General features: G+C 38.3%; 10 protein-coding genes and 2 pseudogenes. 2 read left to right on the top strand and 10 right to left on the bottom strand.

Going from position 1 to position 12,546, the window contains the following annotated elements:
* Window positions 1-26 precede the first annotated feature (26 nt).
* Window positions 27-1,496 carry an MFS transporter gene (locus ICI50_RS07850; RefSeq protein WP_188891442.1) on the bottom strand — a complete coding sequence of 490 codons (1,470 nt, stop codon included), beginning with the start codon at window positions 1,494-1,496 and terminating at the stop codon, window positions 27-29.
* A 297-nt stretch (window positions 1,497-1,793) separates the two neighbouring features.
* Between ICI50_RS07850 and pyrR the strand changes: the two genes are divergently transcribed.
* Window positions 1,794-2,324: a bifunctional pyr operon transcriptional regulator/uracil phosphoribosyltransferase PyrR gene (gene pyrR, locus ICI50_RS07855; RefSeq protein ID WP_013854549.1), complete on the top strand. Its 531-nt coding sequence runs from the start codon at window positions 1,794-1,796 to the stop codon at window positions 2,322-2,324.
* Between the two features lie 11 nt (window positions 2,325-2,335).
* Window positions 2,336-3,664, top strand: coding sequence for a solute carrier family 23 protein (locus ICI50_RS07860; protein ID WP_013854550.1), 1,329 nt, complete (start codon window positions 2,336-2,338; stop codon window positions 3,662-3,664).
* Window positions 3,665-3,727: 63 nt separating this feature from the next.
* On the opposite strand, the pseudogene ICI50_RS07865 reads toward ICI50_RS07860, so the two are convergent.
* From ICI50_RS07865 to ICI50_RS07905, 9 genes and pseudogenes are all read right to left on the bottom strand, one after another.
* A pseudogene (locus ICI50_RS07865) lies at window positions 3,728-4,543 on the bottom strand (aldo/keto reductase).
* A gap of 54 nt (window positions 4,544-4,597) precedes the next feature.
* Complete coding sequence (locus ICI50_RS07870) at window positions 4,598-5,851, bottom strand: RNA-guided endonuclease TnpB family protein (RefSeq protein WP_188891444.1); 1,254 nt, start codon at window positions 5,849-5,851, stop codon at window positions 4,598-4,600.
* A gap of 24 nt (window positions 5,852-5,875) precedes the next feature.
* The gene (locus ICI50_RS07875) at window positions 5,876-6,070 is read right to left on the bottom strand and encodes a helix-turn-helix domain-containing protein (RefSeq protein WP_188891445.1); all 195 of its coding nucleotides are present in this window, start codon (window positions 6,068-6,070) and stop codon (window positions 5,876-5,878) included.
* A gap of 134 nt (window positions 6,071-6,204) precedes the next feature.
* Window positions 6,205-6,871, bottom strand: a pseudogene (locus ICI50_RS07880) (GntR family transcriptional regulator).
* A complete protein-coding gene (locus ICI50_RS07885) occupies window positions 6,871-7,797 on the bottom strand; it encodes a nucleoside hydrolase (protein WP_003626821.1) in 927 nt (308 codons plus the stop codon). The pseudogene ICI50_RS07880 and the gene ICI50_RS07885 overlap by 1 nt, the downstream one beginning before the upstream one ends.
* Before the next feature lie 117 nt (window positions 7,798-7,914).
* Window positions 7,915-9,930 (bottom strand): KUP/HAK/KT family potassium transporter, encoded by a 2,016-nt coding sequence (locus tag ICI50_RS07890; RefSeq protein ID WP_188891447.1) that lies wholly within the window; start codon window positions 9,928-9,930, stop codon window positions 7,915-7,917.
* Window positions 9,931-9,990: 60 nt separating this feature from the next.
* Window positions 9,991-10,683 (bottom strand): ribose-5-phosphate isomerase RpiA, encoded by a 693-nt coding sequence (rpiA, locus tag ICI50_RS07895; protein WP_012211552.1) that lies wholly within the window; start codon window positions 10,681-10,683, stop codon window positions 9,991-9,993.
* The gene (gene rbsK, locus ICI50_RS07900; protein ID WP_188891449.1) at window positions 10,683-11,609 is read right to left on the bottom strand and encodes a ribokinase; all 927 of its coding nucleotides are present in this window, start codon (window positions 11,607-11,609) and stop codon (window positions 10,683-10,685) included. The genes rpiA and rbsK overlap by 1 nt, the downstream gene beginning before the upstream one ends.
* Window positions 11,610-11,692: 83 nt before the next feature.
* Complete coding sequence (locus ICI50_RS07905) at window positions 11,693-12,496, bottom strand: DUF4931 domain-containing protein (protein WP_188891450.1); 804 nt, start codon at window positions 12,494-12,496, stop codon at window positions 11,693-11,695.
* Window positions 12,497-12,546 lie beyond the last annotated feature (50 nt).

Here is a 12,546-nt window from a genome sequence, read left to right on the forward strand (position 1 = left end):
AAGCTTGAAAAAATTCAAGCTTTTTCTTATTCCGCTGCTTTCTTAGCCTCGTGGTGGTTATAAATAAAGTTAGCGATATATGCCAAAATTAATAAAACGACTGAAGTCCACATGATTTGCGTGATCCCCGAATGAAAAATCGTCCGCATCGTAGGAATCAAAGCCTGCGGCAAACTCTTAGCAGATTCTGCGTCACTTAATTTATTCATCATCGTCATCGTGATCCCGTGATGACTGGCAATTCCACGCCCTAAAGCCAAATTCATGATTACGCCGTAAATTGCCGACATAATAGTTTGCGCTAAAATTCTGATTAAAAAACTAAGTGAAGTTGCCGGTGCCATATCTTTTTCACTGGCATCAACCTGCACCTTAATTTGCAAAATTACGAAAATTGCTCCCACGCCAAAACCAGAAAATGAAGCAATGATCATCAGAATTTGATAAGGCGTATTAATTGGTACCAAAATTAAGCCAACTGCAGAAATAGCTAATAAAGTTAAATTAAAAATCAATAAACGATAATTGTTGAAGTGCCGCATTAAAGCTGGAGTGCTCTGAGACCCGCCAATATCTAAAATGGAGTTAGGAATCAGCGTTACACCTCCAATTAAAGCTGACGTGCCTAGAATCGCCTGGGACCACATTGGCAAATAGGTATTAACCGCAATATATGCTCCCCAAGCCAGAGCGAATAAAACAAAGTCACCTACTAAAGCACGATTGGCAAAAACACTTAACGGTACGATCGGACTTTCAGCTTTCTTTTCCACTACAATAAAGATAGCTAGTAAAATTATCCCTAGAACTACAAATGAGATGACCATGGTAGTACTGGCTATTCCTAACATCTGCATCCCAATTAAAAAGCAGCTTAGGCCAACAATCAAAGTTGTAGCTCCAGTTTTATCAAAATGAACATTCTTTTCGGGTTTACGAATACCGCGGTAAAAGATAATGCTCAAAATAATAGCAATTAAACCGAGCGGCACATTAATATAGAAAACCCAGTGCCAAGACAAAGCATCAACAATCCAGCCACCAACTAGTGGTCCAGCAATGCTGGCCGCACTAAAACTCGCTGCAATATAACTCAAGATAACGGTTCTTCTTTTAATATTAGGATAGATATAACCCACAATAATATAAGGCAAGGATCCCATTCCGCCGGCACCAACACCCATTAATACCCGGGAAATAAGAAAGAAATAAATATCCGGTGCTACGGCTTCTAAAATAGAGCCTACAATAAACAGCACTAATGATAATTCAAAGGCAAATTTATTCCCCATGCGTTCGCCTAACTTACTCCAGATAGGCACCGATACTGACATCCCTAATAAAAAGCAGGCTACAATCCAGCCCATATACTGAATTCCGTGCAAATCTGACACGATCGCCGGAATCGCGGTATTGATAATCGTGGCATCTAACCCTGACATAATATTAGCTAAGATTAGTGCCCAAGTGACCATTGTAATCTGTCTTTTATTCATCCAATCATTCCTTTATTCATACACATATCCCTATAATTAAGTCTTTCAACTGATAGTATGCTTGATGACTATAATGTTTGTCAAAGAAAAATTTTTACTTCTGAAACTTGACAATTATTCGCTTTCTTTGTTTAATATAAGAAAAATAGTGATGACCTTTAAAGTTAGTCCCGTGAGGCTAAGAAGGAAATCTGCGTTTAGCTAGTCTTATTTGTGCTAGCAATAACAGAAAGACCATCTTGGACTCAGTGTCCTTGCTGGTCTTTTTTCTTTTGGTCATCCGAGAAAGGAAAATATATGGCAAAAGAAATAGTAGATGCTTTAAGCATGAAGCGTGCCATTATGCGTATGACCTACGAAATTGTTGAACGCAACAAAGGCACAGAGAATTTAGTTTTAGTCGGCATTAAGACGCGTGGTCTTTACTTAGCACAAAGAATCGCTAAGAACTTGAAAAATTTAGAAGACGTTGAGGTGCCAGTGGGCGCAATCGATATCTCTCAATACCGTGATGATCTGCCTGAAGCAGAAAAAGAAAAAATGATTCACGGCCAACAACTCGATTTTGACATTACCGATAAGAATGTGATCCTAGTTGACGACGTTTTGTTTACTGGTAGAACAATTAGAGCAGCCCTTGACGCATTAATGGATCAGGGTCTCCCTGCCAAAATCAACTTAGCGGTTTTAATCGATCGTGGTCACCGCGAGTTGCCTGTTCGTCCAGACTTTATCGGTAAAAACATTCCAACTGCCATGGATGAAGAAGTCAAAGTATCAATGACTGAAGTCGACGATAAAGACGGCATTGATATCATCAACAAATAGGGAGTATTTGAATGAGTAAAAAAGAGAATTTTAGAAATCCGGATGCGATTTTAGACGTCTACGAAAAACCGGAGTTTGGTCAGGGCGTGCTCTTGTCCCTGCAGCACATGTTTGCCATGTTCGGTTCAACTGTATTAGTACCAATTTTGATTGGGATCAATCCAAGTATCGCCTTGCTTTCTTCAGGGATTGGTACTTTAGTCCACATGATCTTGACTCACTTCAAGATTCCAGCATACTTAGGTTCAAGTTTTGCCTTCGTTGCTACTATGCAAGCCTTGATGAAGGCTGACGGTTATCCTGCCGTTGCTCAAGGTGCGATTGCTTCTGGTTTAGTTTATGTAATCGTTGCTTTGATCATTGCTAAAGTTGGTTCTGGCTGGGTTAACAAGGTCTTGCCACCAATTGTCGTTGGTCCAATTATCATTGTTATCGGTTTGTCACTTGCAACTACTGCCGCAAACGATGCGATGATGAACAACCAAAAGTATGATTTAACTTACTTCGGTGTTGCCATTTTCACATTGGTGATGACCTTGGTCTTCCAAATGTGCTTCAAAGGCTTCACTAGTTTAGTTTCAATCATGCTCGGTATCATCTGTGGTTATGTTTTAGCCTGCTTCTTAGGCATTGTCGACTTCTCAGGAGTTGAAAATGCTGCTTGGTTCTCTATTCCTTCACTTGATGTGATGGGTATTAGCTACCACTTTAAATGGTATCCAGCTGCAATTTTAGCCATGGCACCGATCACCTTCGTTACGATGACGGAACACATGGGACACATTATGGTGCTTAATTCATTGACTAAGCGTAACTTCTTCAAGAATCCTGGTTTGCACAGAACCATGATGGGTGACGGTATTTCCACAATTATTGCCGGTTTCATCGGTGGTCCTCCTACCACTTCTTACGGTGAAAATATCGGTGTGTTAGCCATGACTAAGGTTCACTCAGTTTGGGTCCTTGCTGGTGCCGCAGTTTGTGCCATCATCTTCAGTTTTGTTGGTAAGCTTGCTGCCTTGATTGAATCAATTCCAATGCCAGTAATCGGGGGAATTTCGTTCTTGCTCTTTGGTACAATTGCTTCTAACGGTTTGAAGATCTTGGTAGACGACAAGGTTGACTTTGGTGAAAAGCGCAACATGTTGATTGCCTCAGTTATCTTGGTTATCGGTATTGGTGGTGCTTACCTCCAACTCGGCAACTTCCAATTAACTTCAGTTGCTCTTTCAACTATCATCGGTATGATCTTGAACTGGGTTCTTCCTAAGAAGGCTGCTAGTGAAAAGGCACTTGAAGAAAAGAATAAGCAAAAACAAGACGGTAAGATTTATCAGTAATTTGAAATAATACTAAACAAAAAGCAGTTAGCTATCATGATGATAATTAACTGCTTTTCTTTTTTATCTAAAGCTTTCTGCGATCTCTGGATCCATCTCATCCTCTAAAACGCTGTGCCCTTGATCCAGTGTCTTAATCTTGCCCATATCTTCAGCATCAAGCTTAAAGTCAAAGACATTGAAGTTTTCTGCTAGTTTCTTTTTATGAACAGATTTTGGAATCATGACATAATTTCTTTGCAAGAACCATCTAATCATCACTTGGGCTGTAGTCTTGCCATGCTTATTTGCAATTTCTGCTAAAACAGGATTGGTAAAAATATGGTCAGCCCCTTCCGCAAATGGCGCCCAAGCTTCAGGTTGTACAGCTTCTTTTTCCATATACGTCTGCGATCTCCACTATTGGTTCCAGACATTGGTTTCAATTTGATTTACCGCAGGTTTCACATCATTAAAGGTGATTAAATCAGCTAGACGTTCGTTCCAAAAGCTGCTGACGCCGATTGCGCGGATGCGGCCTTCTTTGTATAAACGCTCCATTGCACGCCAAGTGCCATAATAATCGTTATATGGCTTATGAATCAGATATAGATCAAGATAATCGAGCTGCAATTTTTTCATTGTCTCGTCAAAGGCCTTGAGCGTTGCATCGTAGCCGTAATCATCGACCCAGATTTTAGAAGTGACGAAAATATCCTCTCGAGGAATGTTGCTGTGTCTAATTGCATCCCCCACAGCTTGTTCATTGCCGTACACTTGCGCGGTATCGACTAGACGATAGCCTACTTCAAGTCCATCTTCTACGACTTGTTGTGTTTGAGCTAGGTCATTAATTTGATGAACTACACCGGCACTGAAGTGCCGGGTTTCTGGGAACACTGAGTAGTGTTTAGGATCTTACATTGAACTAGTCAAATACCTAACTCACAGAACTCAGCTTGTTACCATGGTCAGTCCCTGACCAGTTGGCGTTGCTTTATGCAGGATATTAACTGCCGCATTAATATCTCGATCATGCTTAGTTTGACACTTAGAACAGGTCCATTCACGAATCTCTAATGGCTTAGCGCCACTGTTATAGCCACATTTTGAACAAATTCTGGAAGTGTTCTTGGGATCAACTGCAATTAGTTTCTTGCCATACCATTCGCATTTGTATTCTAGCATTTGTCTAAACATTCGCCATGAAGCATTGGCAATTGACTTAGCCAAATGATGATTTTTCTGAAGATTCTTGGTTTTCAAATCTTCAATCGCAATTACATCATATTGCTTAACTAAATGCGTAGTTAGTTTATGCAGATAATCTCTGCGCTGATTAGCTGCTTTAGCTTGGTATTTGGCTTTTGACTTTTGCGCTTTTTGCCAATTAGTAAAGCTTTCTAAACTTCTAGGACAAAGCACCCTTTTATTCTTATTTTGTAAAACTAGTAAATTAACTAAATGTCTACGTCGAGAATACTTTTTCTGCCAAATTTTAACTTTCTTTTCAAAATAAGAACTGTCAAAACTAGGATATTTTAACCCATTAGACAGAATTTTTAAATCAGCTACGCCAACATCAATTCCAACCTGTTTGTCAGTTAAGCTGTACTTCTCTGGTTCAGATATTTCTACCTGTAGAGACAAATAATATTTTCCTGTTGGTTCAAGCAGAACAGTGTAGCGCTTAATCTTAACATCTTGCAAAACTCCAGTCTTGCTGGTTTTGACATAGCCTAATTTAGGAATCTTCAAGTACCTTTTACCTGCAGTTTTTATGATTGACTTGCCCGTATAAGACTTTTTCAGATACTTGCGTGAATGAAAACGAGGCTTGCCAATTTGACCAGTTTTATCTTGAAAGAAGTTCTTCCAAGATTGAGTTAGGAATTCATTAACTACCTGCAAGCTTGAAGAATCGCTGTTTTTCAAAAAAGGATATTCTTTTTTAAGCGGCTTAAGCAGATAATTCAGCTTGAACTTGCCTAAAAAAGGCAAAGCTTTATTATTCTGATAGCGCTCATTCATCATGGCCAGCATTTGATTCCAAACAAAACGATCATTGCCAAACATCTGCTCAAGCTGGTTTTGTTGTGTTCTATTAGGATAGAGTCTTAATTTGATCCCTTTTAGCACATTTGTTCCCTCCTTTCTTTTTGAGATTATATCAAACATATGTTTAAGAAAGAAGGGGGGAACAAGCAAAAAAACTAAAAAAGGTCGGATTCATCACGGGATTGAAATCCCGTGTTTTCTCCGGCAATTAATCAATAAAGTATCAATCCCTATCTCATGGATTCCATTTTCCACTTTAGAATACTGCCCTACTGATATGATCTTTCCATCTAAAGTCATTTCTGCTTGCATCAATCCCAATGACTTTCGTAATCTCTTAAGTTCTGCACCGATAGATTTATTTTTCATTTTACCTTTTCTTATAATCATAAAAATTACTAAAACCCTAAATAAAAAAAGTTGAGTAAAAACTACTCAGCTTTTTACTTACCTAAATTAACAAAAGTATTGAAATTCATGTAATGATAATGAACCCGCATATTTTACACTTCAAACGGCGTTCCATCATCTAAAAAGAAAATACCCTCCATAACGCCCGACTGGTTCATTTTCCTTTAAATGCATCTGCTTTTGATCTTCAGCATTCGAAGGTTCAACTGTAATATTCAAAAACGCCTTAGTTACGGTCTTGCTTTGTCCATCCTCTAAATAATTAAACAAAGACTTCTGCAAAGTTTCAGGCTTTAATTCCGGCATAATTTTGATCGGCAAATAACCTGTTTCAATCAAAAATGGCTGTTCATCGAGTAAACGCAGGCGCTTGAATTCATAAACAAAAGCATTTTCATTTAAAAATAAGTCTTCCGCAATTTCCTTAGTAGCCTTAATCACTTGAAAATCTAACAGCTTTATTTGCTGCTTTTTACCAGGTACCTTAAAACTATCGGTGATTCCCAAATTCGAGCCGTCATAACGAAACATGGCCTGATTTTTTAAATACAGCGGGTTAATAAACGTGCCACTGCCTCGCTTTTTAAAAACAATTCCTTGCTAGGCCAATAACTCTAGTGCACGCTTCATCGATAAACGACTAACGTCATAATGCTTAGCTAAACTACGCTCATCGGGAATTCGCATCCCATTATATTTATTATTTAAAATATTCTGTTTAATATCCTGCATTACTGTCCGATAAACGTAATCTGCCATTATTCTCTTCCTTGATCAGAATTTTTAATACTATCGATAAACCATTTTGAAAATTGAACTAAATCTACATCTGTCGCAATCTCTGCATTAGCATGCTCTTGATCCATAAAATTAATTACACTTGCACCGTATGTAAATTGACCACGCAATTCAATCTCTACATTAGCCTTTTTCAAGGTAAACATTTCTGGATGAAGCAAAATGCCCACAGCTGTTGGATCATAGATTTTAATACGAGGATCACCATCTGGCTCATGAATGTGTGAAAATAGTGAGTAAAGCATGTTACCGACTTCACCACATTCTTTTACCTTGCTCATTTGGTCTTGAGTTAAATGGGCCTTATTGCCGATTTCAAGTGGGGCAACTTTAATTGGCAAACCGCTGTGGAAAACAACTTGAGCAGCTTCAGGATCCCCTGCAATATTGTATTCTGCAAGTGGACTATGATTGCCGCGGCCGATATTACCACCCATAATCACGATTTGATCAATATTTTCCTTCACTTCAGGATATTGTTTAAAAAGCAAAGCATAGTCAGTCAACGGTCCAATGCCAAGCAAAGTGACTTTTTCAGGACTATTCTTAATTTCTTCAGCCATGACAGTTGCGGCAAGACCAGGCTTAACCAAACTGCGATCTGCTTCTTCAAAATCAAAGCCGGCAATGCCAATCTTGCCGTGTACTGATGCGGCACTAATCATTGGTGCGACTAATGGTTGATTGGCACCCACCACTACAGGAACCTTAGTATGCAAAAACTTTTCTAAATTCAAAGTATTTTGCAAAGTATATTCAAGTTGGACATTTCCCCAGGTTGGAACGATCATTCGAACATCGAGCTCTTTAGCAAAAAAACTGATCGTCATTGCTGCAATATCGTCAATTCCTGGATCTGTACTAATAATTAAAGGTTTTTTGTTCATGAAATTTACCTCTTCTAAACGTATTCATTACCTTAATGATACAAAAAACCAACCAATAAAAAAAGTGGTTCGATCTAATCTAGATAAAAAAGCCTAGCTTGGCTAGACTTTTTTCATTTACTTTTTAGTTTGTTTCTTAGGTTTAATTCGCTTAATATAGCTTTCTTGATGCTTGCCTAAGATCAATGGTACTCGTTCTACCACAGTATCTGCATACTCTAAACCAAACCAAGAAGCTGGGTTAGAAAATAGATTTTGCAGCCAGACTCTAGCCTCGACCATAAACTTCTCATAACCAGTCAATTTAGTTAATGGACTAATTACATCATTAACAATGACGAAGGAGAAGTCACCTACATCTCTACCAGGAGTAGTAGTGAATCTTTGTGGTTGAGCCTCAATAGTACCATCTGCAATCAATTCATGAACAATTTGCCGTAAGTAGACGTTAACGCTAGTTTGCTTTCTAAAACCTAGATAAAGCTGAACGTTGATTACGTTCTTAGTACCGTACGTATTTACTGCATATTCTGCGGTATATGGTTCGTTTGTTACATTGACAGTAACAAACCAATAGGCTTTAGCACGTTTAGGTCTTTTATCCAAAATTGAATAAAGCATCTCACGCTTAATGAACTTATTATACTTAACCTTTGCCATATAAACAACATTAGTGGCATAAACGGGGTAATCTTCGCAGTGGCTTAAATCTGTCAGCATTTCTGTATATTCGTCTAAACGAACGTAAGCATTCTTAGCCTCACGCTTATCACGAATCTTATTTCCATAAAACCAAACATACATGATTGCCAAGATAAAGCCAGCAATTAAAACAGTTACGTAACCGCCGTGTAAGAATTTAGTCAAACTGGAGATTAAGAACATCCCTTCAATAAAAGCAAATGCAATCAAAAAGATCAAGCGTAAGTAAAGTGGTTTGCCTTTTTTACCCAAGTATTCAAACAATAATATTGTAGTCATCAACATAGTGACAGTAATTGCCAAACCATATGCTGCTTCCATGTGGTGTGAAGTTCTGAATAAGAACACAATTGCTACAGTTACCACACAGATCATTTTGTTAATTGATGGAATATAAATTTGTCCTTTTTCAGTTGAAGGATAAATAATATTCATTCTTGGTAAAAACTTTAGACTGCTGGCCTCAGCAACCAAAGTAAACGATCCAGTAATCAATGCCTGGGAAGCAATGATAGCTGCGATCGTAGCCAAGGCAATGGCAAAAAGACGCAAATTGCTAGGAACAACTTCAAAGAATGGATTGAAGTCACCATTACCAGCATGATAGCTAGCATTATGCAAAATCCAAGCGCCTTGGCCTAGGTAGTTTAATGAAAGACAAACAAATATATATGGCCAAGAGCCCATAATATTCGCTTTACCTACGTGTCCAACATCCGAATATAACGCTTCAGCACCAGTAGTAGCCAAGAAGACAGAACCCAAAATTAGGATTCCAACTTTATTAGCTGGACTAAACAAAATTCGAATAGCATGAATGGGATTAATCGCTTCCAAAAGACTCCAGTCATGGCTCAAGTTAGCAATGCCAACTACTCCTAAAAAGGTAAACCATACCAGCATAATTGGACCAAATGCTTTACCAATAACGCTGGTTCCCATCCTCTGAATTGAGAATAAAATTACCAAAATGATGATAGTAATCATAATTACAACTTCTTGAGAAGGAACCGGAATCACATCACCAAAGCGCATATTCTTTAACCCTTCAATCGAAGTGGTAACGGTCACTGCTGGTGTCAAAGTACCATCGGCAAGCAGAGCTGCACCACCAATCAGAGCCGGGATGACCAGCCATTTGGCTCTTTTTCTAACTAAAGCATAAAGAGAGAAGATTCCTCCTTCGCCATGATTAGTTGCCTTCAAAGCAATCATGACATATTTAACAGTAGTCAACAAAGTTACTGTCCAAAGAATTAACGAGATTGAACCAACGATCAATTCTCGATTAACGTTGGCAATCCCGCCATTTTCAGTCACAATTGATTTCATTACATATAATGGACTTGTTCCAATATCACCATACACAATACCTATGGCGATCAACAATCCCGCAAAACTCATCTTTTGCTTTTTAGTAATTTTATTCATGTCTAATAATCCTCTATAAATAAAAAATAGTTAACTTTAACCATTTTTTGCTAAAAATTATTATTTAATTTTATCTTCAATTGTGCCATCGCTATGGGCAATGATTACTTCATCACACATATCAAGGAATAGGCCATGTTCAACTACACCAACGGTGTGGTCAAGATAATCGGCTAAACCATGTGGTGCTGGAACAGGATCGGCAGCCAAATCAATAATGTAATTGCCGTAGTGAGTAATGTAGCGCTTATCGCTATCCATTCGCCATTGAGGTTTCAATCCTTCTTGCTTAAAACGTTTAAAGTTTTGTTCACAAGAAATTGGCAATACTTCAACTGGTAAAGGAAATCCACCTAATCTGTGGACAAGTTTTGATTCATCCACAATCCAGATAATCTTCTTAGAATTAATGGCAACATTCTTTTCAAGGGTTAAGGCACCACCGCCGCCTTTAATTCCGTCTAAGTTGTCCGCAACACGGTCAGAACCATCAACGGTTAAATCAACTTGATCAACATCGGCTAATTCGCTAACTTTAAAGCCTAGACCTTCAAGTTGGTTTTTACTTCTATTGCTGGTAGTAACGATTGCCTTTAACTTTAAGCCATCATTATCCTTGCGCTTGCCTAGAGCATCAATAAAGAAAGCGACGGTTGAACCAGTACCCACGCCTAAAATCATGCCAGATTTTACCATGCTAGCTGCTTTTTCAGCGGCTTCTTTTTTCAAGCGATCTTGTTCTGTTTTAGCCATTATTCATTATCCTCCATGGCTTCTTCTACTTCCTTGGCAGTAGGAATTGAAGGTTGAGCACCCAAGCGTTGAACTGCAATTGATGAGGCACGATTAGCAATCTTGGCAGCTGCTTCAAAATTAGATAAGTCTGGCTTTAAGTTGCTTGCTAAATAACCAATAAAGGTATCGCCTGCACCAGTGGTATCAGTTGCTTCAACTTTATAAGCTGGAACTAAGGTTTCAATATCTGCAGATGAAATATATGCACCTTTATCACCGTATGTAATTACTACGTTTTTAACGCCAAGAAGATGCAACTTTTCAGCATTCGTTGCCAAAGTTGATTTGTCCTTTATTTGGATGCCCGTAATTTTGTCACTTTCAGTTTCATTTGGCGTAATAATATCTGTGTATTGCAACAACTCTTTTGGAATCTTATCAATAGCAGGAGCAGGATTTAAAATTGTGATTTTTCCTGCCTTTTTAGCTAACTTGAAAGCCTCAATTGTTACTTTAAGTGGCGTTTCGAATTGGGCAATAACACAGTCAACATCTTTAAACAAATCACTAGCAGCCTGAATGTCTTCAACGGTCAATTCATAGTTAGCACCATGATCGATAATAATATCATTTTGTCCTGCTTCTTTTAATGTAATATAAGCATGACCAGTCTTGCTTCCCATCGTGGTTTGAACATAGGTAGTGTCAACGCCATAACTCTTCAATTGATGGGTGATATAACCACCTTCGCTGTCTTCACCGACACGATTAATAAAATAAGTCTCCGCACCACTTTTAGCTGCGGCGATGGCTTGGTTTGCACCTTTACCACCACCAGCAGAAGTTATTTCTGTGGCGTTAATCGTTTCACCTGGTTTTGGAAAGTCCTTTACGTGCAATGTAGTATCTACATTGCTTGAACCAATAACTACAATCTTCTTCATGAGCATCCCTTCTTAGAAATGTATTTAATCATTTCAATTATATCAAAAAAAGCATTCAATCCTGCGAATGTTTTTTTGACATTTTAATGTAAAATACCGCCATTGACAAAGCCTTTAAGTCGCTCTGCTTCCCATTTAAGAGTATCGGAATCATCGACTTGTGAGATCTTATAGCCAACAAAATATGGTGAAGCATAAAAACGAGGAATAATCTTGCAGCAAGTGCCTTTGCCATCATTAATCGGATAAAAGAATAAGTTGTATGAATCCACACCGTGTGACAAAACGGAACGCATATATTGCGCACCTTTTTGGATTAAATCTGCCCACGTTTCTAAATTGGTATTATCTTGAGTTAAAATATTTACCTCTTGATAGCCTTGAACTGGATAAGCTGAAAGATTCATTTCTACTGATCCTGATCGTCCAACTTCAAAGCCTTTGAAATTGTCGGGGCCAATATCGCGATAGCCATCTTTATGGTAGAGACCAACAATCTGCATGTGGGGATGCGTCAAAGAACCATCGGATTTAGGACCAAAGTTTTTATACCAGAGCACGCTTTCGTAGCGTCCTGAATTATTCATTTTTTGAAAACATTTCAATCCAAACTTCATTAATTCTTGATTGTCTTCACGGGTATAAGTTGAAATATCGCCTTGATGATCGCTTGATTCAATCAAAATAGTTTGGTCAGTATCCTGCAAAGTTGGATATTTGTTCTTTAGCCAAATCTTGTCCCCATCTTTTTCATAGATATTAGTTAAATGTGCGACATCGCAAAAGGGACAACCAGCATTTTGGTTACCCTGGCGATTGCCGTAATCATAATCATAAGGCTTACGTTTACCGATTGAATATTTATATACTAAAGGATTTTTGTCCATATTTTCCACCTGCTAAAAATATTTACTTACTTTCAATAATTAGAATCATT

Source organism: Lactobacillus kefiranofaciens (assembly GCF_014656585.1).
Lineage (GTDB): Bacteria > Bacillota > Bacilli > Lactobacillales > Lactobacillaceae > Lactobacillus > Lactobacillus kefiranofaciens.

Bases quoted from the DNA above. Each gene is read 5' to 3' on its own strand.
- ICI50_RS07875 (WP_188891445.1), bottom strand. From the start codon at position 6,070: ATGAAAAATAAATCTATCGGTGCAGAACTTAAGAGATTACGAAAGTCA.
- rbsK (WP_188891449.1), bottom strand. From the start codon at position 11,609: ATGAAGAAGATTGTAGTTATTGGTTCAAGCAATGTAGATACTACATTG.
- rpiA (WP_012211552.1), bottom strand. From the start codon at position 10,683: ATGGCTAAAACAGAACAAGATCGCTTGAAAAAAGAAGCCGCTGAAAAA.
- ICI50_RS07850 (WP_188891442.1), bottom strand. From the start codon at position 1,496: ATGAATAAAAGACAGATTACAATGGTCACTTGGGCACTAATCTTAGCT.
- ICI50_RS07890 (WP_188891447.1), bottom strand. From the start codon at position 9,930: ATGAATAAAATTACTAAAAAGCAAAAGATGAGTTTTGCGGGATTGTTG.
- ICI50_RS07860 (WP_013854550.1), top strand. From the start codon at position 2,336: ATGAGTAAAAAAGAGAATTTTAGAAATCCGGATGCGATTTTAGACGTC.
- pyrR (WP_013854549.1), top strand. From the start codon at position 1,794: ATGGCAAAAGAAATAGTAGATGCTTTAAGCATGAAGCGTGCCATTATG.
- ICI50_RS07905 (WP_188891450.1), bottom strand. From the start codon at position 12,496: ATGGACAAAAATCCTTTAGTATATAAATATTCAATCGGTAAACGTAAG.
- ICI50_RS07885 (WP_003626821.1), bottom strand. From the start codon at position 7,797: ATGAACAAAAAACCTTTAATTATTAGTACAGATCCAGGAATTGACGAT.